This window comes from Burkholderia sp. AU31652 (assembly GCF_002223155.1).
GTDB lineage: Bacteria > Pseudomonadota > Gammaproteobacteria > Burkholderiales > Burkholderiaceae > Burkholderia.
The window spans coordinates 2101852-2122643 of the sequence record NZ_NKFG01000005.1; the positions used below are offsets into that span (position 1 = coordinate 2101852).

The 20792-nt window shown below is 68.2% G+C and carries 22 protein-coding genes and 1 pseudogene; 7 read left to right on the forward strand and 16 right to left on the reverse strand.

What is annotated here, in order from left to right:
* Positions 1 to 62: 62 nt before the first annotated feature.
* From CFB40_RS26945 to CFB40_RS26990, 10 genes are read right to left on the reverse strand one after another with little or no spacing between them, the layout of a single operon-like run.
* A complete protein-coding gene (locus tag CFB40_RS26945; RefSeq protein WP_089427176.1) occupies positions 63 to 890 on the reverse strand; it encodes an aspartate dehydrogenase in 828 nt (275 codons plus the stop codon).
* Positions 883 to 2550 carry a thiamine pyrophosphate-binding protein gene (locus tag CFB40_RS26950; RefSeq protein WP_089432900.1) on the reverse strand — a complete coding sequence of 556 codons (1668 nt, stop codon included), beginning with the start codon at positions 2548 to 2550 and terminating at the stop codon, positions 883 to 885. Before CFB40_RS26950 ends, CFB40_RS26945 begins: the two co-directional genes overlap by 8 nt.
* A complete protein-coding gene (locus CFB40_RS26955; RefSeq protein ID WP_089427174.1) occupies positions 2543 to 3340 on the reverse strand; it encodes an SDR family oxidoreductase in 798 nt (265 codons plus the stop codon). Before CFB40_RS26955 ends, CFB40_RS26950 begins: the two co-directional genes overlap by 8 nt.
* The gene (locus CFB40_RS26960) at positions 3337 to 4194 is read right to left on the reverse strand and encodes an IclR family transcriptional regulator (protein ID WP_089427173.1); all 858 of its coding nucleotides are present in this window, start codon (positions 4192 to 4194) and stop codon (positions 3337 to 3339) included. The genes CFB40_RS26955 and CFB40_RS26960 overlap by 4 nt, the downstream gene beginning before the upstream one ends.
* Entirely contained in the window at positions 4191 to 5087 is an 897-nt protein-coding gene (locus CFB40_RS26965) for an alpha/beta fold hydrolase (protein WP_089432901.1), read from the reverse strand. Before CFB40_RS26965 ends, CFB40_RS26960 begins: the two co-directional genes overlap by 4 nt.
* 18 nt (positions 5088 to 5105) lie before the next feature.
* The gene (locus CFB40_RS26970) at positions 5106 to 5633 is read right to left on the reverse strand and encodes a cupin domain-containing protein (protein WP_039344094.1); all 528 of its coding nucleotides are present in this window, start codon (positions 5631 to 5633) and stop codon (positions 5106 to 5108) included.
* A 37-nt stretch (positions 5634 to 5670) separates the two neighbouring features.
* Positions 5671 to 6441, reverse strand: coding sequence for an SDR family oxidoreductase (locus CFB40_RS26975; RefSeq protein ID WP_089427171.1), 771 nt, complete (start codon positions 6439 to 6441; stop codon positions 5671 to 5673).
* Positions 6434 to 7510: an aromatic ring-hydroxylating dioxygenase subunit alpha gene (locus CFB40_RS26980; RefSeq protein ID WP_089432902.1), complete on the reverse strand. Its 1077-nt coding sequence runs from the start codon at positions 7508 to 7510 to the stop codon at positions 6434 to 6436. Before CFB40_RS26980 ends, CFB40_RS26975 begins: the two co-directional genes overlap by 8 nt.
* 52 nt (positions 7511 to 7562) lie before the next feature.
* A complete protein-coding gene (locus CFB40_RS26985; RefSeq protein WP_069251900.1) occupies positions 7563 to 7874 on the reverse strand; it encodes a recombinase-like helix-turn-helix domain-containing protein in 312 nt (103 codons plus the stop codon).
* A 1-nt stretch (position 7875) separates the two neighbouring features.
* On the reverse strand, positions 7876 to 8193 hold the full coding sequence (locus CFB40_RS26990) for a non-heme iron oxygenase ferredoxin subunit (protein WP_011354710.1): 318 nt from the start codon (positions 8191 to 8193) through the stop codon (positions 7876 to 7878).
* 444 nt (positions 8194 to 8637) lie between these two features.
* Between CFB40_RS26990 and CFB40_RS26995 the strand changes: the two genes are divergently transcribed.
* Positions 8638 to 9717, forward strand: a complete 1080-nt coding sequence (locus tag CFB40_RS26995) for a porin (protein WP_089427168.1) — start codon at positions 8638 to 8640, stop codon at positions 9715 to 9717.
* Positions 9718 to 9821: 104 nt separating this feature from the next.
* Here the strand turns inward: CFB40_RS26995 and CFB40_RS27000 are convergent, their stop codons facing one another.
* The 5 genes from CFB40_RS27000 to CFB40_RS27020 form a co-directional block, all read right to left on the reverse strand.
* Positions 9822 to 10715, reverse strand: coding sequence for an IclR family transcriptional regulator (locus CFB40_RS27000; protein ID WP_089432903.1), 894 nt, complete (start codon positions 10713 to 10715; stop codon positions 9822 to 9824).
* A gap of 277 nt (positions 10716 to 10992) precedes the next feature.
* Positions 10993 to 11529 (reverse strand): type 6 secretion system effector deamidase TecA, encoded by a 537-nt coding sequence (gene tecA / locus CFB40_RS27005; protein ID WP_226202780.1) that lies wholly within the window; start codon positions 11527 to 11529, stop codon positions 10993 to 10995.
* Between the two features lie 6 nt (positions 11530 to 11535).
* Entirely contained in the window at positions 11536 to 11910 is a 375-nt protein-coding gene (locus tag CFB40_RS39230) for a type II secretion system protein (RefSeq protein WP_373452688.1), read from the reverse strand.
* Positions 11911 to 12173: 263 nt separating this feature from the next.
* A complete protein-coding gene (locus tag CFB40_RS27015) occupies positions 12174 to 12380 on the reverse strand; it encodes a hypothetical protein (RefSeq protein ID WP_089429068.1) in 207 nt (68 codons plus the stop codon).
* A gap of 340 nt (positions 12381 to 12720) precedes the next feature.
* Positions 12721 to 13326 (reverse strand): alpha-ketoglutarate-dependent dioxygenase AlkB family protein, encoded by a 606-nt coding sequence (locus tag CFB40_RS27020; protein WP_256976903.1) that lies wholly within the window; start codon positions 13324 to 13326, stop codon positions 12721 to 12723.
* Between the two features lie 98 nt (positions 13327 to 13424).
* Between CFB40_RS27020 and CFB40_RS27025 the strand changes: the two are divergent.
* Positions 13425 to 13616, forward strand: a pseudogene (locus CFB40_RS27025) (malonic semialdehyde reductase); the annotation flags it as partial.
* Between the two features lie 71 nt (positions 13617 to 13687).
* Here CFB40_RS27025 and CFB40_RS27030 read toward each other — a convergent pair.
* Complete coding sequence (locus CFB40_RS27030) at positions 13688 to 14836, reverse strand: metallophosphoesterase (RefSeq protein ID WP_089432905.1); 1149 nt, start codon at positions 14834 to 14836, stop codon at positions 13688 to 13690.
* Positions 14837 to 15070: 234 nt separating this feature from the next.
* Between CFB40_RS27030 and CFB40_RS27035 the strand changes: the two genes are divergently transcribed.
* The 5 genes from CFB40_RS27035 to CFB40_RS27055 all read left to right on the forward strand — a co-directional run bounded on the left by CFB40_RS27035 (position 15071) and on the right by CFB40_RS27055 (position 20567).
* Positions 15071 to 15412, forward strand: coding sequence for a hypothetical protein (locus CFB40_RS27035; protein WP_089432906.1), 342 nt, complete (start codon positions 15071 to 15073; stop codon positions 15410 to 15412).
* 264 nt (positions 15413 to 15676) lie between these two features.
* Complete coding sequence (locus CFB40_RS27040; RefSeq protein WP_011354664.1) at positions 15677 to 15970, forward strand: hypothetical protein; 294 nt, start codon at positions 15677 to 15679, stop codon at positions 15968 to 15970.
* The gene (gene mdtN, locus CFB40_RS27045; protein WP_089432907.1) at positions 15967 to 17016 is read left to right on the forward strand and encodes a multidrug transporter subunit MdtN; all 1050 of its coding nucleotides are present in this window, start codon (positions 15967 to 15969) and stop codon (positions 17014 to 17016) included. Before CFB40_RS27040 ends, mdtN begins: the two co-directional genes overlap by 4 nt.
* A complete protein-coding gene (locus CFB40_RS27050) occupies positions 16997 to 19036 on the forward strand; it encodes an FUSC family protein (RefSeq protein ID WP_089432908.1) in 2040 nt (679 codons plus the stop codon). Before mdtN ends, CFB40_RS27050 begins: the two co-directional genes overlap by 20 nt.
* Complete coding sequence (locus CFB40_RS27055; protein WP_089432909.1) at positions 19023 to 20567, forward strand: TolC family protein; 1545 nt, start codon at positions 19023 to 19025, stop codon at positions 20565 to 20567. Before CFB40_RS27050 ends, CFB40_RS27055 begins: the two co-directional genes overlap by 14 nt.
* Positions 20568 to 20792 lie beyond the last annotated feature (225 nt).

Consider the following 20792-nt stretch of genomic DNA (forward strand, 5'->3'; position numbering starts at 1 on the left):
CCACAAATCTGTCTCTGCACGTCCGCCCTCGCCGTGGCGCGGGCGGGCCTTCAATGGCCCGGTCAGATCACGCAGCGGGCCGCGCGGTTGCGCAGCGCGCGGATCGCGCTGTACGCCGTCAGCGCGGACGTCTTCGGGTTGTCGGGCAACGGCTTGCCGCTCATTTCCAGCGACATCTCGCCGAATGCGCCGCGCGCGGTGATGCGGTGCACGTTGCGCTCGACCGCCGGATCGGCGATCAGGCGCACGTGCGTCGCGTCGAGGCCGAGGCCCGCGAGCGCGACGGTGGCCGCGACGTTCGCGTTCTTCGGATACAGGCGCGCTGCGTCGCGCGCGCTGCCTTCGAAAATCACCTTCTCCGCGGTCATCGCGCGCAGGTCGCACAGCTCCTCGGCGGGCGTGCCGAGCCAGCCGAGCGGCGGCTTGCGGCCCACGTACAGCACTTCGTCGAGGCCGCCCTGCTTCGCGGACGCCAGCGCGTCGATCCCGCCGATCGCGCCGGACAGCAGCGTGACCGTCGCGTCGCCCTCGTCGGCCGCCTGTGCGAGCACGTCGAGCAGCGCGAGATCGGACAGCGCGCCGATCGACGCGACCGCGCAATCGGTGCCGGCCTTCAGCAGCGGCACGACGTGATCGACGAGCGCGCTGTGGCCCGCGCATTCGAGCGCGAACTCAGGGCGGCGGGCCAGTGCGTCGACCGACGACACGACCTCCACCGCGCCGCCCAGCACGCCCTGCACCGCCGCGCGCTGGTGTTCCGGCACGATCACGTGCGCGACGCGCAGCGACGCATCGTGCTCGACCGCGTGGTACACGGCCGCGCCGATCGCACCGAAGCCGATCATCGCGACGTCGACGGGTGCGTGAGCCCGCTTGTGCCCGTTAAGCATATTGGCGCTCCGACGGCTCTTCCTTCTTGACCGGCGGGCCTGCGAAGTTCGATGCGAACGCGCCGACCGACAGCATGTCGACCTCGACCATCACCGGGCCTGCCTTCGCCATCCCTTCGCGCACGATCGCTTCCGCGTCGTCGAGCGACGTGATCCGGTAGTGCGTGAGGCCGAAGCTCGCACAGAACTGCGCGAAATCGGGCTGGTGCAGTTGCACGAAGCAGCGGCGGCCACCGTAGTGCGCGTCCTGGATGTTGCGGATCACGCCGTAGCACTGGTCGTTCATCAGCACGATCATCACGTTCGCGTTTTCCTGCACGGCCGTGACGAGCTCGCCGACGTTGACCATCAGCCCGCCGTCGCCGACGAGGCAGACCGTCTTCGCCGCCGCATCCGCCAGCGCCGCGCCGATGCCCATCTGGATGCCCTGGCCGATGCCGCCGCCGAGCGCATGCACGCCCGAGCGCGGCTCGAAGATCTTCAGCAGGCGGTTGCCCCACGTGCTGTTCGAGATCGTCACGTCGCGCACCCAGTTGTAGTCGCGACCGACCGCGCCCTGCAGCGTATCGACGAGCTGCTTGTACGGCCCGAGGCCCTTCGACACGTCGGCCACCGCCTGCTCGCGGGCGGCCGCGAGATCGGCCGCGAACTGCGGATCGACCGACAGGCGGCCTTCGAGCTGGTCGGCCAGCTCGGCCAGCACGCGCTTCGAATCGCCGTGCACGAACAACTCGTTGCGATAGCCGCGGTTGTCGGCGAGCGCGTCGGCGTCGACACGGAACAGCGGCTGCGGCAGCGCGAGCTTGTACTTCAGCGTTTCGTTGCCGCGCAGGCGCGAGCCGACCACGACGAGCGCATCGCAGGTCTTGTAGAACGCTTCGACGGACGCGTGCACGTTGAACGCGCCGAGCGTCGCCGGGTGATCTTCGGGCAGCACGCCGCGGCCCTGCACGCTCGTCACGACGCCGAAGCCGAGCTTCACGAGGCGTTCGACTTCCGCGCGTGCATGGCGCGCGCCGCCGCCGAGCCACAGCAGCGGGCGGCGCTTGGCCGCGAGGGCATCGGCCAGCTTCGCGACGCGGGCGGTGTCGTGCTCGCGCACCGCGACGTGTGCCGGCGCGAGGTCTTCCGGCCATTCGATTTCAGCGGCCTGGATGTCGATCGGAATCTCGACCGACACGGGGCCCGTCGGCGCGGTCTGCGCGATGCGCACGGCTTCGCGGATCGTCGGCAGCACGGTTTCGACGGTACGCACGCGGAACGCGGCCTTCGAGATCGAATGCAGCATCGACAGCTGGTCCGGCGCTTCGTGGATGTACGCGAGATCCTGGTCGAGGTACGGTGTCTCGATCTGCCCCGTGACGTGCAGCAGCGCGGTGCCGGCCGTCAGCGCCTCGACCATCGCGCCGGCCGCGTTGCCCGCCGCCGTGCCCGTGCTCGTGAACGCGACGCCGAGGCCGCCCGACACGCGGGCCAGGCCGTCGGCCATGTTCAAGGCGCCGGCTTCGCCACGTGCACCGACATACCGGATGTTGCCGCGCGAGTTGATCGCGTCGAGGATCGGCATGTTGTGGATCGAGATGACACCGAATGCGGTCTTCACGCCGCACTGCTCGAGAAAGGCGGCAATCAGCTCGCCAACCGTGGTTTTTTTAGACATGGCGTGCAAAGCCTCCAGAAACGTCGATATGGCTGCCCGTCGTATAGGACGACAGATGCGTTGCGAGATAAAAGAGTGCCCAGGCGGCCTCGTCAGGCTTGCCGAAGCGGTTCAGCGGAATGTTCTTCGTGCGGGCGATCGCGCCCGTCCAGTCCTCCCAGCTCTCGCCGGACTGCGCCTGCGTTTCGTACCGGCGGCGCCACTGGCCCGACTCGACGATGCCGATCAGGATCGAGTTCACGCGGATGCGCTGCGGCGCGAGTTCGGTCGCGAGCGACTTCACGAGGCTCAGCACGCCCGCGCGCGCCGACGACGTCGCGACCATGTGCGGCTCCGGCTGCAGCGCGAGCAGCGAGTTCACGCAGGTGATCGTCGGCGCCTGCGCGTCGCGCAGCAGCGGCAGGAATGCGCGCGTCGGGCGGATGATGCTGAAATACTTCAGCTCGAGTTCTTCGCGCCATGCGTCGTCGGTCGTGTCGGCGAAGGTCGACACGCGGCCCTGGCCGGCGTTGTTGACCAGCATGTCGGCACGGCCGAAGCGCGCCGATACGGCTTGCGCAAAAGCAGCCACGTCGGCTTCGTCGAGCACGTTGCAGCGCGCGGCGAGCAGTTGCGCGCCCGGATACTTTTCGACGAGCATCGCTTCGGCGCGTGCGAGGCGCTCGCTGTCGCGGCCGCAAATCGCGACCGACGCGCCCGCCTGCAGGAACCGTTCGGCGGTCGCCAGGCCGATGCCGGACGAACCGCCCGTCACCACCGCCACCTGCCCGGTCAGATCGATCTGAATCATCGGAGTCCTAATGCCTTGAGAAACGTGTGCTCGTCATCCGAGCGGTAATTGAGCCGTCGCGACAGTTCCGCCGCCGCGCGCTGCACCTTGTCGATCAGGCCGTCCGCGATCAGCGCCGCGTCGATTTCCGGCCTCGGCACCGTCACGGTGATGCACGCGACGATCTTCTGCGTCTCGTTGCGCACCGGCGCGGTGACCACCGAGATGCCGCGCTCGAACGACGAATTGCTGACGCCGTAGCCGCGCAGCGCATCCTCGCGGATCACTTCGTACAGCGCGTCGACCGTTTCCGGCGTCGCGTTCGTCATCCGGTTCAGCGCGCCTTCCGGATACAGCGCATGCAGCTCCTTCAGCGACAGGTCGCCCATCAGCACGTGGCCGTGCGTCGTCGCATGCGCGGGCAAGCGCGTGCCGACGTTCACGCGGATCGAGCTGAACACCGGCGCCTGGCTCTGCGCCTTCGCGACGAACACCACGTCACGGCCATCGCGGATCACGATGTGCGTCGTGAAGCCGGTCGCATCGCGCAGGCTTTCGATCACGGGCAGGCCGAGATCGGTCAGCTCCAGCGAGCTCAGGTATTCGAAGCCAAGCCGCAGCACGGCGATGCCGAGCTTGTAGTTGCGATCCTTGTCCGCGCGCTCGAGGAAGCCGAGCGATTCGAGCGTCTGCAGCAGACGGAATACCGTCGTGCGCGGAATGCCGAGCCGCTTCGACAATTCGGGCGCGCCGAGCACGGGCTCGCGCGGCGAGAATTCGGCGAGAATCCGCAGCCCGCGTTCAAGGCCGGGGACCACGTAGCTGGCTTCGGCCTTGCCGCTTTCGAGTTCGGGTTGTTGCAGCGGTTCGTTCATGCCAGTCCCCGCTGTTGGTCGCACTGACGGCAGAACGTGTCGATCAGTGCGGAATAGACGGCCGGTGCTTCCACGTAGCCGGCATGGCCTGCTTGCGGAATCACCTGCAGCCCGACGTGCGCGGCCGCGGCGATCCGCTCGCACGCGGCGGGCGGCGTGATCGCGTCGTTCGCGCCGACGGCCACGGCCGTGCGGCCGCGAAAGCCGGCGAGATCGGTGGCGAGATCGGCGTTCGCAAGCAGATGCGTGGCCTGCGCGTAGCCGGCCGGCACGATGCGCGCCATGTTCCAGCGCACCCACGCACGCGCATCCTCGTTCGCGAAACCGGACAGCATGTTGCCGCTGCGCTGCTCGGCGAGCCCGGCCGGGCCGAGTTCGGCGAGCATCGCGAGCCGCGCGTCGCGGCGCGATTCGCGCGTTTCAGCCGGTGCGCTGCCGTAGCCGCCCGCGGGCGACACCAGCAGCAGGCCGGCGATCCGCGCGGGCATCACGCGGACGAGACCGCCCGCGATGATCGCGCCGAGCGAATGACCGACCAGCACGCAGCGTTCGATGCCGAGTGCCTCGAGCCACGCGTTCAGCGATGCCGCGTAATCGGCGGCTGCCGGCGACGCGCCGTGCACCGGCGTCGACACGCCGTAACCGGGCGCATCCCACGCGAGCACGCGCCGCGATGCGCCGAGCGTGTCGAGCTGGCGGACCCACGATGCGGCGCCCGAGCCGATGCCGTGCAGCAGCACGACGGGCAGCGCACGGCCTGCATGCTGCGCGCCGGCCTCGCGATAACCGATCGTGCCCGCCGCGCCGGCCGCGCAACGCTGTTCCGGAAACTGCCCGAGCAGCGCGGCGAACGCCACGGTGCGGTCGCGTTCACGTTTGTCGATGACACTCATTGCTTCACCCGCTCCGTCTCAGCGCTTGATCTTCGCGAGCGGCGAATCGGGCGGATACGTCGGCGTGACCGGCTTCGGCGAACCGAGCATCACGCACATCAGCGCGTCTTCCTCGCCGATGTTGATTTCCGTGCGATACACGCCAGGCGGCACCGAGATCAGGTCGCGCTCGCCGAGGATCGCTTCCCACGTCTCGCCGTCACGCTCGCAGATCACCTTCATCTTGCCGCGCAGCACGAAGAAGATTTCCTCGACGTCCATGTGGATGTGGCTCGGGCCGATGTTGCCGGCCGGGATGACCATCGTCGAGAACGTGAAGCCGCCGGCCGGCACCGTGTTGACGTCCTTCGCGACGCCCGTGCCGCCCGTGCCGACGTAGCGCATCTGCGCACGGCGGTACTTCGGGTCGTAGTCGGCCTGGAACTTCAGTGCGTCCCAGTCGTAGCGACGGGTTGCGTAGCGCGCCACGCGCCCTTCCATCCAGTCGTTGAAGCTTGCGCCTTCCGGCTGGTCCCACGACTTGCGTTCGAGATCGGCGTCCGCCATCGTCCTCTCCTTCATCAGAGTGAAAACTTCAATTCAATCAATTCATCACGAAGCCGCCGTTCACCGGCAGCAGTTGACCCGTCACGAAGCGCGCGCCGTCCGACAGCAGGAACAGCACGGGGCCCGTCACGTCGTCGGGCACCTGCGCACGCGTCAGCGCGCGGCCCTGCAGGTAGAACGCGTGGCGCTCGGCCGGCACGTAGGCGGTCGCCTCGACTTCGGTCAGCCCCGGCGCGATCGCATTGACCGTCACGCCGTGCGCGCCGAACTCGCGTGCCTGCGCATGCGTCATCGCGATCACCGCGCCCTTGCTCGCGACGTACGCGAGCAGCTTCGGCGCGCCCCACAGTGCGGTATCCGACGCGAGGTTCACGATCGCGCCGCGGCCCGACTGCGCGAGATACGGCAGCGCCGCATTGCTGACGAGCCACACGCCGCGAACGTTTACGTTCATCACGGCGTCCCAGGTCGACACGTCGAGCTCGGTCGACAGCTTGCCGCCCGAGTTCGTGATCGCCGCGTTGTTGATCAGCGCGTCGATGCCGCCGAGCGCCGCCGCGCCCTGCGCGACGAACGCGGTGACGCTCGCCGGATCGGCGAGATCGAGCGCGAAGCAATGCACGACATGGCCGGCTTCGGCGAGTTGCGCGGCCAGCGCGCGGCCTTCGTCGGCCAGCACGTCGCCGAACGCGACCTGCGCGCCCGCTTCGACGAGCGCCTTCACGAACGCCGCGCCGAGCCCGCGCGCGCCACCCGTCACGAGCACGCGGCGCCCCGTGAGCGACACGACCGGAGCGCGCTCAGCCATTTGCCGGCTCCGAGGCGACCTGCGCCTGCGCCGCGCGATGCGCGTCCAGCACCGCAAGATGCTCCTGCGCACGGGTGCGCAGCATCCGGCGCACGCGCGTCATGCCGACGTCGTGCTGGTACAGGTATTCGTGATCGCGCGCATTCGGCGCGAGGCTTTCGAGGACGTAGCGGTCCTGCTCGAGCACGTCCCAGTGCAGGCCCTCGAGGCGGTTGCGGTACATGAAGCGCCACACGTCGCGCTGCCAGCCGCTGACCTTGCGGGTGCGCCAGAAGTAGACCTGGCAGTTGTCGCCGTCGACCGGCGTCGCGAAGCCGATGATCCCGAAGTTGCCGCCCGGGCCGAACTTCTGCTTGTACGGGATCGCGAGGCGCATCCACAGGCAGCCCGTTTCGCCAAGCTCGACCCAGTCGAAGTTCACGTCGCGCTGGCCGATCTTCTCGAACATCAGGCCCGTTTCCGTCTTGCGCACGCGCATGTCGGCCTGCTTGTCGCCTTCGGCCATCGAGTGCGAGGTGGCATGCAGGTACGCGCCGTGCATCGGGTCCATCACGTTGTCGATCGCGTACTGGTAATTGCACTTCCAGTTCGACACGCACAGGAAGTGGCCGTACGCGTCGTCGACCAGTTCCTCGGGCAGGTTCAGCGGCGCCGGCTCGCCGTGCGCTTCGTCACCGAACCACAGGAAGATCGCGCCGGCCTTCTCCTCGACCGGATACGACTTCACGCACTTCGTGCCTTCGAGCGGACAGTTCGATACGGCCGGCACGCGGTTGACCGTGCCGCCGCCGTCGACTTCGATGCCGTGATACCAGCACGCGATGTTGCCGCCGAGGTTCCAGCCGAGCGACAGGCGTGCGCCGCGGTGCGGGCAGCGATCCTCGAGCGCGTGGACCTTGCCGTCGTGATCGCGCCACAGCACGATCTGCTCGGACAGGCGCGTGAGGCCGACCGGTGCATTCGACACCTGCCAGCTCGGCGCGACGGGATACCAGTAGTTCTTGATGCCCCGGTCGAGATAGGCACGGACCGGGTCGTGTTGTGCTGCGTGTTGTTCGGGGGACGTCATCAGTGTGCTCCGGATGCGGTTGTCGTCGGGTCGGCGGTCGGCGCTTACGCGGTCATTCCGCGAGCGAGGCCATTTCGGCGCGGAAGCGCTCAGGTGTCCAAACCGTGCCGTCCGGCGCGCGGAAGCCGATGCGGTTCAGGCCCGCGACGACCTCGTCCAGCTCGGTCGCGCCGGCTTCGAACACGCGTTCGAGCGCATCGCCGAGGTCGTTTTCGTACTGGGTCGGTGCGGCCTTGCGGTTCTGCCAGACCTGGTTCTCGACCTGGCCGGGGATCTCGATCTGCCCCTTGCCCGCGACGTTGTTCGGCTGCGGCGCCACCCACGGCTTCAGGAAGGGATTGAAATTCACGGTCGCTTCTTTCATGTCACTCCACCTTTATCTGGATTTCCTCGCCGGCGAGCCGCACCGCGTACTGCTTCAGTGCGCGTCCGCCCGGACCCTTCAGGCATTCGCCCGTCTTGATGTCGAACACGGCCTCGTGCAGCGGGCATTCGACCGTGCCTTCGTCGACGAACCCCTGCGTCAGCAGCGCGTACGCATGCGGGCACACGTTCTCGAGCGCATACACGTCGTCGCCGACGCGGTAGATCCCGATTTCGACGCCGTCGGTCCGCTTGAACTCGATCGGCGTGTCTTCCGACAGCGCGCCGGCGTGCCCGGCGCAAACCCATTGTTCAGACATCTCACACCCTTCCTTCTGATCGACTCTCGGTTTGTTCCGATTTGTTCCATATCCGGAACAGCAGTTTATGGATGGTGATTATAGGAGCGACTTTCCACGAGTAAAACAAAAAGCTGCACGCCCTAGGGAAAACACTGACCGCCGGGTCGGCAATCGCATTCGCCACCCTCATCAAATGAAATTTTTTGTTGTATGACGGGGATTTACCGGGTTTACGCGGGTTTCATGCACCGACACCGGGCGGCGGCCGAAAACCCATCCGTCCCGGAAAAATTATTTTTGATACGGTGCGAGACGCCCCTATACTCCATTCCATCAGAGGCACATCGTTCCTTATATGGAACATACGAATGCCCACCCGATGGCGAACACGCGCGACGGCCGGCCGTTCCTGCGCATGCCGCCACGGCACGTATTCATCAGGTTGGAGATTCAGGAGATCAAATGGTCAAGCATGCGGTAGCAGCAGCAGTGATCGGAGTGGGCGCCGTGTCGGGCGCGTGGGCGCAGAGCAGCGTGACGCTGTACGGCAGCATGGATGCGGGCGTCGCGTACGTGAACAACGTCGGCGGCCATGCGAAGTGGGCGATGATCCAGGGCAATACGCAGCCCGACCGATGGGGCCTGAAGGGCAAGGAAGACCTCGGTGACGGCCTGTCGGCGATCTTCCAGCTCGAAAACGGCTTCTATACGAACAACGGCCAGTTCGCGACCGCGAACACGATCTGGAACCGCGCGGCCTTCGTCGGCCTCGGCTCGGAGCGCTACGGCACGCTGACGCTCGGCCGCCAGACGCCGCTGTCGTTCGACTATCTCGATCCGCTCAGCACGGCCTACCTCGCGATGAGCTGGTACGCGTTCCACCCCGGCAACATCGACGGGCTCGCCGCGACCGGCAACGTGCCGTACAACAACTCGGTCAAGTACCGCTCACCGACCTTCGCGGGCTTCTCGGCCGCGGCGACGATGGCGCTCGGCAACACGACGAACTTCTCGACCGGCAAGTCGGTCGGCGTCGCGCTGAACTATGCGAACGGGCCATTCAAGGCGTCGGCCGTGTACTCGAACGAGCACGACCGCGCGATCCTGATCAGCACGACCGGCATCACGTCGTTCCAGGGGCAGAACACCGCGAACGGCTACACCGCGAGCAAGGTCGAGAACATCGGCGCGGGCGCGTCCTACCAGTTCGGCGACTTCCTCGTGCACGGCCTGTACACGCGCACGAAGATGCAGTCGAACGGCTTTTCGGACACGTTCCAGAGCTACGACGCGGGGGTGAACTACCGCAGCAGCGCGTTCAACACGATCGCGGGCGGCGCGGCGACTACGACGCTGGCCGGCCGCCGCTGGACGCAGGTCGAGCTCGGCGACATCTATGCGCTGTCGAAGCGCACGCAGCTTTACGCGAACGTGTTGTACGAGCACGGTTCGGGCGGTGCAAAGGCCGCGTTCTTCACGGCGGGTGTATCGAGCACGGCGAACCAGGTGATCGTGCTCACCGGGATCCACCACTCGTTCTGAACGATGTCGGGCGTGCGTCGCCTGAAACGACAAAAGCGGCCCGCAGGCCGCTTTTGTCATTCGCGTATTGCATTTGCACGACCGCCGGCCGCGCATCGGAACACTCAGAACATCGCGACCTTGTGGCGCGCGTGCGCGAAGGTCGGATCGCTTTCGAGCGGACGATAGTTCAGCCGCTGTGACAGGTCGACCGCCGCGCCGCACACGGCCTCGACGAGCCGCTCCTTCTCGCGGGCCTCGCCGATCTCCGAGCGCGGCACGGTCGCGGTGATCGCCGCGACGATCGAGCCCGAATGATCGCGTACGGGCGCGGTCACGGCCGAGATGCCGCTCTCGAACGCCGCCTCGCTCACCGCGTAGCCTAGCCGCGCGTAATGGCGCACGCGCTCGTAAAGTTCGTCGACGGTGCCCGGCGTGCGCTCGGTGAACTGCTCGAGCCGCTTTTCCGGATACAGCTGGCGCAGTGCGTCGCGCGTCAGGTCGCCCATCAGCACGTGGCCATGCACGGTCGCATGCGCGGGCAGGCGCGTGCCGACGTGCACCTTCACCGAACCGAACATCGACGTGTTGCTCTGCGCCTTCGCGACGAACACGACGTCGCGCTGGTCGCGGATCAGCAGATGCGTCGACAGGCTGGTCGCGTCGCGCAGCCGTTCGAGCACGGGCGCGCCGAGATCGGTCAGTTCGAGCGAATTCAGGTATTCGAAGCCGAGCCGCAGCACGCCGACGCCGAGCCGGAAATAGCGGTCGCCGTTCACGCGCTCGAGGAAACCGAGCGCTTCGAGCGTCTGCAGCAGGCGGAACGTGGTCGTGCGCGGAATGCCGATGCGCTTCGACAACTCGGGCGCGCCGAGCACCGGCTCGCGCGCGGAGAATTCGGCGAGGATCCGCAGCCCGCGTTCGAGCCCCGGCACCAGATAGGACGACGCGCCGCCGGACGCTTCGTCGTCGCCGGTCGCCGCGGTTTCAGGTGCGTCGCTCATGGTTGTCTTGACCATGTGGACATGGACGGTAGGAAATCAGTCACGTAACAGGTCACGGATCGTCGTGGATATTCAGTCATGCTACCTCAGCGCGCACGGGGTTCACACCGCGTGCATCGCCGCACCGCAGCATGCGGATCGTGACGCCGTGGGGAGTCAATCACGGTCGAGAGGATAGCAGCGATGGACAGCGCGACGCCATGCCGGAATGGCCGGCAGCGCGGGAAGGCAGCCGCGTGCGCGGCGGCCGGCCAACGCATGGCGGCCGGCGCGGCAGGCAAGGCCGCGCGGCCTACAGGCGCGACAGGTGAACCCGGATGTTTGCGCGATCGTACGTGAAGCCGCCGGCCGCATCCGGCTCGAGCACGCGCGCCAGGTCGACCGCATACATCCATCCGCTGCCCAGGCGGCCCCCGTTGATCGCCCGGATCCGGCTGCCGCCGACGGCGATCGCCGCATGAAAGACCGTGCCGCCGCGCGAGAAGCCAACCGCGGTTCCCGCCGGAATGCTCGCGCGCCCGTCCCATTCACCGCCGGTCTCGAAGTTGAAACGGGTTCGCCAGTGCTGGCCGATCGTGTCGAGCAGCGCGCCGGGTGCGATCATCGCATCGCTGCGCAGCAGGTACCGGACATAAGCCGCGGCGTCGTAGCAGACGCCGCCGGAAACATACTCGTTGATGTCGGCCATGCCGAACATCAGCGCCTGGGCGTGCTTCTGCCGTTCGGCGAAACCGGACTGGGCGACATGCCCGCCGAGCTGGGAGAGTTGCATGGGTGGCTCCTGGTGAAGAAGCAGGACATCATCGTCCCGCCAACGCAATAACGTCATATGTTATTACGATATCGCGCCACTTCCGGGCACGGCCCCGTGCGTCACGGCATGCGCGCCGCCGACGCCGGCACGCGGCGGCCGCATCAGGATTCGGCGCGAGCCGCAGGCGCACGCGCAACGGCTGCAGCATATCGGGCGGCGGCGGCTCGCCGACGATCGCACCCGAGATCCGACAGCGCGTGCACGTCCGGCGCCAATCGCGCGCATCACGGCGCCCAGCGCCACGGCGACGATCGCCAGCGCGATCAGCACCTCGATCAGCGTGAATCCCCGTTCCGGCGCCCGCGCCGTGCGCGAGCCGCCGCGCGCATGGCGGTTGTAGTCGGTTCTGTCGTCGCACATGGCCTGCGTTCTTGTCGATGGGTCGGCGTCCGGCACTCCAATCGCAGCGCGAAGCCGCATCGCCGGCGCGACGGACCCTGTGCAGGGACGTTAAGCGCGGCGTATGGCACACACGTGTCGAATGGTACGAACTATTTGGCGCGGCGAGCTCGGGCGGACGGGCGCGCAAGCGCGCCGCACGCGCTGTCGCGCAGAGCGCGACAGGCGACGGAAAACTGAAAACGATCGGGAAAAGCCACCCGGCGGCGGGCGGCAAGCGATGAAGACGATCCTGGGGCGGCGGGATCGACGCGACGGCGTCAGGCCGTCACGGCGGCGTCATACGCGGCGCGGGCAAGCTGGCCGGCGGCGTAGGCCTCGGCTTCGCCGCGAAAGCCGTCCCGGCTGAACGCAACGACTTTCACGCCAACGCCGGTCGCCCGCTTCACCGTCAGCGCCCATTGCCATCCGCCGTCTTGTTCGAAGACGTGCAGCGAGGGTTCGAAGGAAGGGTCGAATACGGTCACGCGGTTTGCTCCTGCCCCCTTGCGCACCGCATCGGCAACGCTTGGGGCATGTCGAAAGGATCGCGCCGGGATGCGACGCGCTTTTGCCATTCGACAGTCTAGTCAAGGATTGTTGCGACGCACCATCAGAGGTTTCACTCATCTATCGGAACCGGGCGGTCGATCAAATTTCCTGAAACCCCATATGGCACGGGCCTCAGCGGCGTTTCAGCGCGCATGGTTCAGCAGTCGTGCGGCAACGTGCCGCACACGCGACCGCTTGCCTGTATCGATCGCCCATGAATCGCAAAAACGGGGCGCGCATTGCCCGGCGATCCAGTCACGTCGGTGATGGGCGGGGTTACCGGCCCGTACCCGCCGGCATCACGCGCCGAAACGTCAGGTTCACGCGCTCGCCCTGCACGCCCGGCGCCTTCGGCACGCGATGCTGCCATTCGGCCTGTGTGCGGCCTCGCATCACGAGCAGGCTACCGTGCCCGAGGCGATACGCATGCGTGACACCGGTCTTGCGATGCCGAAGGTCGAACACGCGCATCGCCCCGAGGCTCACCGATGCGATCACCGGCGCATCGCCCAGCTCGGGCTCGTTGTCCGCATGCCAGCCGAGGCTGTCCTGCCCGTTACGGTAGCGATTGAGCAGCACGCTGTTGAAACTCGCGCCGCACGTCGCCTCGACCGCGCGCTTCAGGTCGAGCACGGCCGGCGTCCACGGCGCCGGCACGTTGCGGATCCCCGAATACACGTAGACGGCGTCCGGCTCGCCCTGCCATGCGGTCAGCCGCGGCAACGGAATGCGCCCGCGCGGCGTGCGGATCGTGTCCTGCTGCCACGCGACCTCGTTGATCAACACGGCCAGCGCGCGATCGGCATCGGACGGCGCCAGCCAGTCCGGGTCCCAGTCCACATCGGGTGCGGGCGTGTCAGCGAAGAAATCGGGTGTCGACATGTCGGGAGAAACGGGCGAAGAACCGAGCGAACGGTGCATGCCTGCATACTAGCCAACGGCGTCGCACACTGCCATGCGCTGTCATTCGCGGATACAAGGTGGCCGCGCGCGCACTCGGCGTCGACGCAGGCCCGATCTCCGGCTTCGACGGCGCGAAAGTCGATGCCGCGTGCTTCGCGGGCACCGCGATCAAACGCAACTTCCTAGTGAATCTCGGCTATGGCGATCCGGCCGGCTTGTTCCCGCGCAGCCCGCGCTTCGATTTCGACGACATTGCCCGCATCGAGTGAAAGCCGCTAGCCAGGGCTGGTGCCGCTGGTGACGGGCCGGCGCCGGCCTTTTCCAAACGAGGAAACGTGCCCTACCCGCCGCGCGTCAGCCGGATCAGCGTGATCTCGGACGGCACGCCGAAACGATTCGGCGGCCCCCAGTATCCGGTGCCGCGGCTCGTATAGAGCCACAGATCGCCGAAGCGGCTCAGCCCGCCGATCACCGGCTGCTGCAGCCGCACGAACGGTGGCCATGGCAGAAACTGGCCGCCGTGCGTATGCCCCGACAACTGCACGGTAAAGCCGGCCCGGTTCGCCGCTTCCGCGCTGCGCGGCTGGTGCGCGAGCAGGATCTTCGTGCCGACGTCGCGCGGCGCCCCCGCCAGCGCCTGCACGGGGTCGCTGCGATGAGCGGGATCGAACCCGCCCGCCGTGAAATCGGTGACGCCCGCGAGCACTGCGTGCGCACCGTCATGTTCAATCAGCACGTGCTCGTTGAGCAGCACCGTGATCCCGATGCGGCGGAACTCGTCGATCCACGCATGCGCGCCCGCGTAATACTCGTGGTTGCCCGTCACCAGGAAGCTGCCGTGCCGCGACTGCATGAGGCCGAGCGGCGCCGTGTGGTCGCGCAGGCGCTTGACCGAGCCGTCGACCACGTCGCCCGTCACGACGACGAGGTCGGCATCGAGCGCGTTGACCGCGCGCACGATCCGTTCGACGTAGGGCCGCTTGATCGTCGGCCCGACGTGAATATCGGACAGCTGCACGATCGTCAGCCCGTCGAGCCCGGCCGGCAGCCCTGCGACCGGGATCGACACGCGCTTGACCGCCGCCGTGCGGCGCGCACCGACGAACCCGATCACGGTGACGAACACCGCACCGGCCAGCACGCCGATCGCCGTGTCGGTCGCCGCGCCGGGCCACGCGCCGTCGTGCCCGAGATGCCGCCATCCGGACACGCCGAGCAGCACGAATTCGCGAAGGAACGTCAGCAGGAGCAGCGACGAGAAGAAGCCCATCACGAGCGAGCCGGCCCAGCCGGCCAGCGTCGCGGCCCAACCTTCGTCGAAGCGGCGCGAGAACATGCCGACCGGGATCAGCACGACGAAGCTCGCCAGCACGAGCGCCGCGATCGTGCGCGCGACCGGCGACGTGAATGCATCGGGAATGATCCGAATCCCGACGTAGAGATGGAACAGCATGCCGATTGCAATGAACCGGACAAAGAAACTTCGCATGGAACACTCACCTTCGTTGCGATACCGATACCGCTTCCGCGTTGCGTGTTGCACGAGGCCGTGAGGCTCCGTGCCGCGCGTCGCGCCATACGTACGATGGTACACAGATCGCGGCTGTGACGACCGGTCGCCGGCCGGGCTTCGACGCCGCCCGGCGCACCGCTCGACCGCGACTTCATCGGCCCGCCCGACGCGAGCGACGTTGACGCTTTCCCGAAGCCCGTCGTTACCGACATGCAGCGCACGCTGCGCTTGTCCATCCCGGTCAGCCACTTCGAGAACGGCGGCCGGATGATCGATGCGAACTTCCGCGTCTTGCCCGAAGGCACTGCGCGTCGTCGCTCTCGCGGGCGAGCAAACGAGCAGACCGCTCAGGCCGAACGCCTGCCGCAGATCTGCGTCACCGATCGCGACACGCTGCCGCGCTTCACACGCAATCCGGTCGACCCACTCGTCAACATCGCCCCCCGATCCGCCGAATCGGCCACATTCCCCAGCGTTCGAACGGCAATCGGCCGTTTCCGCCCCGATTCCGCGCTGTCGACAGGACAAATCGGCCGCGCTTCGTTCGTCTGACGATCCTTTACAGTCCGTTAGCAACCCTACGCGAGCTTGCGCTGGCAGAATCGCGACGGTCCGACCATCATTGCAGAAACGCGGTGCCGAACGGGCGGACACGCCCCCCGACCGGTAATACCCCCCACGGTGCACGGGGCGGGTGGCTGGCGGTCCGCATCGCGCTGATTTATTATCGGCTCCGTATCCCGGAATCGTCGTCGCGGCGGCGATTCGCATTGCGCCGCGCCCGGCATCCACCCCCAACGTCGAGCTCGTCACACCATGAGAAAAACAACGCCGCGCGCGCCCTTGCGCGTCGCCGCCGTCCTGGCGCCAGCCCTGCCGCTCGCGGGCTGCGCATCGCGCGGCGCACCGTCGTACGTCCTGTTCGGCGCGTATTTCCCGCTTTGGCTCGTCAGCGCGATCGTCGGCGTCATCGGCGCGATCGTCGCGCACCGCGTATTCGTCGCGACCGGCTGGGCCGCGACGGTGCCCTACCAGCTGGCCGTCTGCACCGCGATCGGGCTCGTGGTCGCGGTGATCGTGTGGCTCACCGGCACGGGGCCGTTCGCATGAAGGCCGCCGGTATTGCTCGCCCCTCCGTCAAAGGCCGCGTGATCGCCCTGGCGATCGTCGCGCTCGGCATCGCGGCACTCGTGTACGCGTACTACCGCACGACGGCCTACCCGTCCACCGACGACGCATCGATCGACGCGGACGTCGTGCACGTTGCGTCGCCGGTCGGCGGCCGCATCGTGCAACTCGCGGTACATGAAAACCAGCGCGTCGCGAAAGGCGACCTGCTGTACGTCATCGATCCCGTGCCGTACCGGCTGACGGTTGCGCAGGCGCAGGCCGACCTCGAACTCGCGCGCGCATCGCTCGACACGCGCCGCCGTTCGCTGATCGGCGAGCGCTCGAACGCGGCCGTGGCCACCGAGCAGGTCAAGCGCGCGACCCAGAACAACGACCTTGCCACGCGCGACGTGAACCGGCTCGCGCCGCTCGCCGCCCAGGGCTACGTCAGCGCGCAGCAGTTCGACCAGGCGAAGGTCCGCCAGCGCGACGCGGCCGTGTCGCTCGCGCAGGCGCAGGAACAGCAGCGCGCGTCGTCACAGACGATCGGCGACGACGCCGACGCGATCGCGACGCTGCATGCGCGCGAGGCCGCGCTCGCCCGCGCGCAGCATGCGCTCGAAGACACCGTCGTGCGCGCGCCGCACGATGGGCTCGTCACGGGCCTGAGCGTGCTCGCCGGCGAAACCCTTGCGCCGAACCAGTCGATCTTCACGCTGATCGACGCGAGCGAATGGTTCGCCGTCGGCAACTTCCGCGAGACGTCGCTGAGCCGCATCGAGGTCGGCGACTGCGCAACCGTCTATTCGATGATCGACCGCAGCCGCCCGCTGACCGGCAAGGTCGTCGGCGTCGGCGCAGGCATTGCCGACAGCGCCCGCATCAACCTGCCGCGCACGCTGCCGATCGTGCAGAACTCGGTGAACTGGGTGCACGTCGCGCAGCGCTTCCCCGTGCGCGTGAAGCTCGACGAACCCGACGGCAAGCTCGTGCGCGTCGGCGCCAGCGCGATCGTCGAGGTCCGGCATGGCACTGCCTGCCGCTGAGGTTCGGTCGCCGGGCCCGCGCGAAGTCCTGCGACTGCTCGCGCCGTTTCCCGGGCGTACGTCGATTGCCGTGCGGGTTGCGCTGATCTGCGCGCTGACCGCGCTCGTGACGGCCGCCTACGGCACGCCCGAAGCCGCGCTGTCTGCGTACGTCGTGTTCTTCATGATCCGGGCCGACCGCGTGACGAGCGTCGTGCTCGCGGCCGCGCTGCTGGTGATCGTCACGATCGTGATCGGGCTCGTGCTCGGCATCGCGATCTTCAGCATCGACTATTCGATCCTGCGGGTCGCGTGCATGGCCGTGCTGTCGGTCGGCCTCCTCTATCTGACGTCGGCCAGCAAGCTGCGCCCGGTTGGCGCGATCCTCGCGATGATCGTCGGCTTCGGGCTCGACCAGCTCGGCCTTGCGCCGTTCGGTGAAGCTGCAACGCGCGCGCTGCTGTACATCTGGCTGACGATCGCGATCCCGGTGGGAGTCGCGATCGTCGTCAACCTGCTGATCGCGCCGTCGCCGCGCAAGCTCGCGCACGCGCAACTCGCGAAGCGCTTGCGGCTCGCCGCGCAGCGGCTGCGCGGTGACGATGCCGCGCGCGACGCATTCAATGCCAGCCTGCACGAAGGCGACAAGCAGCTGCTCACGTGGCTCAAGCTGTCGAAACTCGAAGGCTCGTCGTCCGCCGCCGACTTCGCGGCGTTGCGGCAGGCCGTGACATCGAGCACCGCGCTGCTCGTCGGCGTCGCGCTGGCCGATCGCGAACCGGATGCACGGCTGCCCGACGCATACGCCACCCCGATCGCCGCGACGCTCGACGAGATGGCCGACATCCTCGACCAGGGCGGCTACCCGGTCGACGTGACGCTCGCGCTGCCGCCGACCGACACGCTGCCGCCGCTCGCACGTGTTGCTGCGACGGATCTCCATGCGGCGATCACGCATTTCGCGGAACCGGCCGCAACGACCGATGTCGCTTCGACGGCTTCGACGGCTTCGGCAACTGCCCCCGACGCCCCCGCAGCCGCCCCGCGCAGCGGCTTCTTCCTGCCCGACGCGCGCACCAATCCCGACCACATCCGCTACGCGCTGAAGACGACCGCCGCGGCGATCTTCTGCTACCTGCTGTATTCACAGCTCGACTGGTCGGGCATCCATACCTGCGTCGTCACCTGCTACATCGTGTCGCTCGGTTCGACGGCCGAAACGGTCGAGAAGCTCACGCTGCGGATCTTCGGCTGCATCGTCGGCGCGCTGCTCGGCACGGCGGCACTCGTCTTCGTCGTGCCGTCGCTATCGTCGGTCGGCCACCTGATGGCGCTGGTGTTCGCCGGCGGGTGGCTCGCCGCGTGGGTCGCGTTCGGCTCGCCGCGCATCGCGTATGCCGGCTTCCAGATCGCGTTCGCGTTTTTCCTGTGCGTGATCCAGGGCGCCGGCCCCGGCTTCGACCTGACGATCGCGCGCGATCGCACGATCGGCATCCTGCTCGGCAACGTCGTCGTGTATCTCGTGTTCACGCGCATCTGGCCTGTCAGCATCGGCAAGCAGATCGACGCCGGGCTCACCGCGCTGATCGAACAGTGGCGGCGCCTCGTGCAGGTCGCGCAGCCGGCCGAGCGGCGCGCGCTCGCGGCCGAGGCGTTCGCCCGCCACGGCGCGATCACGCAGGAGCTCGGGCTGGTCCACTACGAACCGTCGTGGGTACGGCCGGCCGCGTCGTGGCTCGCCATGCGACGCCGCGCGCTCGCGGAGCTCGGTGCGCTCGAAGGGCCGCTGTTCCTGCTCGCCGAACGCAAGCCCGGCGACGCGGCGATCGGCGCGCAGCTCGCCCGCGTGACCGAACCGCGCGACGACGCCGCCGCGCCCGATCAAGAACCCTCCACGCCGCCGGCCATGCCTCCGCGCGCAGCCCCCACCGACCCCGCACGCGACGCGCTGCTGAACCTGATCGACGCGCGGCTCGCGCACATCGCCGATGCCGCCCGTCAAGCCACACCGAAGGAGTCTGCCCCCCATGCGCCTACCTGAACCGCCGGCCGCCTCGATCGCCGCCGCCGCCCTCGCGACCGCCGTCGCGCTGGCCGGCTGCGCGACGTCGTCGATCGATCTGGCGCCGGAGGCGTCCGACCGCCCGTGGCAGCCGCAAACGTCCGCCGCAGGCGACATCGTGCCGGGCCCGCCGCGCACGTCCGCGCCAGGTTCGCACGACTACACGCTGCCCGCGTCGCCGGCGCTCGCGTCGGTCTCGCCGCCGGCCGCGCTCGATGCCGCGCACGCGTACACGCTGCCCGAGCTGATCGATCTCGCCGAATCGGCGAACCCGTTGACCCGTATCGCATGGAACGACGCGCGCAACGCCGCGCTCGCGGTCGGCCTGGCCAAGACCGCCTACCTGCCGAAGCTGTCCGCGACGGCCATGGGCGGGTACCAGGCAAACCACGGGTCGACGTCGTCGTTCCTCGGCGACTCGTCGAGCAACTCCACCGTGCACGGCACCATCTCGGCGCTGTCGCTGCAATGGCTGCTGTTCGATTTCGGCGGCCGCGCGGCACGCGTCGAAGCGGCCGAACAGGCGTCGATCGCGTCGAACGTCGCGTTCACGGCCGTTCACCAGCAGGTGATCCACGACGTGACCGTCGCGTACTACCGCTACGAAGCCGCACGCTCGCGCGCGCTCAGCGCCCAGCAGGGCCTCGCGAACGCGGACGCGATCCTCGCGGCCTCCCGCGCGCGGCTCAAGCACGGCGTCGGCACGGTCGTCGAACTCGCACAGGCGACGCAGAACCGCGCACAGGCCAACCTCGCGCTCGTGCAGGCCAACGGCACGGAGAGCGACGGCTACCTCGCCCTCGTCTCCGCGCTCGGCATCTCGCCGCTGTCGAAGCCAACCGTCGCCGCGCTGCCGAAGCGGCCGCTGCCGCCCTCGCTCGGCTCGTCGGTCGACGCGATCGTGTCGGATGCGATCGCGCGCCGCCCCGACCTGCAGGGCGCGTTCGCGCTCGAAAAGGCCAATCGCGCGAAGATCAAGGCCGCGGAAGCCGCGTTCATGCCGAAGATCTTCCTGTCCGCGTCGACGTCGTACGCGAGCGGCGGCACGTCCATCTCCGCGCTGCCCGCGATCGGCGACCAGGCGCCGACCGTCAACCTGAACGGCAGCCGCTACGGCGGCGGCGTGTTCCTCGGCGTGACGATTCCGCTGTACGACGGCGGGCTGCGCTCGGCGGTGCTGATGCAGGCGCGCAACGACGCGGAAAGCGCCTCCGCGCGCCTCACGCGGACCAAGGAGGAAGCGGTCCGCCAGGTGGTCGCCGCGCAGAACGCAGTACAGACGAGCCTGGCGTCGCACGACGCCGCGAAGGCGCTCGTCGACGCCGCGCAGACGAGTTACGACGCGGCGCTGACCGCGTACCGGAACGGCGTCGGTTCGGTCACCGATGCGACGATCGCGCAAAGCCAGTTGCTCGCCGCCCGCAACGCGGAGGTCGACAGCTATGCCGGTGCACTGTCGGCCGCTGCCGCGCTCGCACTTGCGACGGGAACGATCGGCTCGGCGCAGTAGCGCAGCCGCCGCGAGGCGGTTGACGCCTGCGCTCGCCGCCCACTAGAATGCCGCCCATTCTTCCTTCAGGAACCATCGTGGACAGTTGCAGCACTCCGTTGCGTGCGCCGCTTGCCGCCTGAACGCCTGTCCGACGCAGTTCTCCTGCCCGGCTCGCGTTCCGCGAGCCGCACGCCTCCCGTTTCACACTGAATGACGCATTCGCGCGGTACAGTACCGCGCGAT

Bases quoted from the DNA above. Each gene is read 5' to 3' on its own strand.
- CFB40_RS26985 (WP_069251900.1), bottom strand. From the start codon at position 7,874: ATGAAAGAAGCGACCGTGAATTTCAATCCCTTCCTGAAGCCGTGGGTG.
- tecA (WP_226202780.1), bottom strand. From the start codon at position 11,529: ATGACGTTATTGCGTTGGCGGGACGATGATGTCCTGCTTCTTCACCAG.
- CFB40_RS27000 (WP_089432903.1), bottom strand. From the start codon at position 10,715: ATGGTCAAGACAACCATGAGCGACGCACCTGAAACCGCGGCGACCGGC.
- CFB40_RS26960 (WP_089427173.1), bottom strand. From the start codon at position 4,194: ATGAACGAACCGCTGCAACAACCCGAACTCGAAAGCGGCAAGGCCGAA.
- CFB40_RS27035 (WP_089432906.1), top strand. From the start codon at position 15,071: ATGCAGCGCACGCTGCGCTTGTCCATCCCGGTCAGCCACTTCGAGAAC.
- CFB40_RS26990 (WP_011354710.1), bottom strand. From the start codon at position 8,193: ATGTCTGAACAATGGGTTTGCGCCGGGCACGCCGGCGCGCTGTCGGAA.
- CFB40_RS26965 (WP_089432901.1), bottom strand. From the start codon at position 5,087: ATGAGTGTCATCGACAAACGTGAACGCGACCGCACCGTGGCGTTCGCC.
- CFB40_RS27030 (WP_089432905.1), bottom strand. From the start codon at position 14,836: ATGCGAAGTTTCTTTGTCCGGTTCATTGCAATCGGCATGCTGTTCCAT.
- CFB40_RS27050 (WP_089432908.1), top strand. From the start codon at position 16,997: ATGGCACTGCCTGCCGCTGAGGTTCGGTCGCCGGGCCCGCGCGAAGTC.
- mdtN (WP_089432907.1), top strand. From the start codon at position 15,967: ATGAAGGCCGCCGGTATTGCTCGCCCCTCCGTCAAAGGCCGCGTGATC.
- CFB40_RS26980 (WP_089432902.1), bottom strand. From the start codon at position 7,510: ATGACGTCCCCCGAACAACACGCAGCACAACACGACCCGGTCCGTGCC.
- CFB40_RS26995 (WP_089427168.1), top strand. From the start codon at position 8,638: ATGGTCAAGCATGCGGTAGCAGCAGCAGTGATCGGAGTGGGCGCCGTG.
- CFB40_RS27055 (WP_089432909.1), top strand. From the start codon at position 19,023: ATGCGCCTACCTGAACCGCCGGCCGCCTCGATCGCCGCCGCCGCCCTC.
- CFB40_RS26955 (WP_089427174.1), bottom strand. From the start codon at position 3,340: ATGATTCAGATCGATCTGACCGGGCAGGTGGCGGTGGTGACGGGCGGT.
- CFB40_RS26945 (WP_089427176.1), bottom strand. From the start codon at position 890: ATGCTTAACGGGCACAAGCGGGCTCACGCACCCGTCGACGTCGCGATG.
- CFB40_RS27040 (WP_011354664.1), top strand. From the start codon at position 15,677: ATGAGAAAAACAACGCCGCGCGCGCCCTTGCGCGTCGCCGCCGTCCTG.
- CFB40_RS26970 (WP_039344094.1), bottom strand. From the start codon at position 5,633: ATGGCGGACGCCGATCTCGAACGCAAGTCGTGGGACCAGCCGGAAGGC.
- CFB40_RS26950 (WP_089432900.1), bottom strand. From the start codon at position 2,550: ATGTCTAAAAAAACCACGGTTGGCGAGCTGATTGCCGCCTTTCTCGAG.
- CFB40_RS26975 (WP_089427171.1), bottom strand. From the start codon at position 6,441: ATGGCTGAGCGCGCTCCGGTCGTGTCGCTCACGGGGCGCCGCGTGCTC.
- CFB40_RS27020 (WP_256976903.1), bottom strand. From the start codon at position 13,326: ATGTCGACACCCGATTTCTTCGCTGACACGCCCGCACCCGATGTGGAC.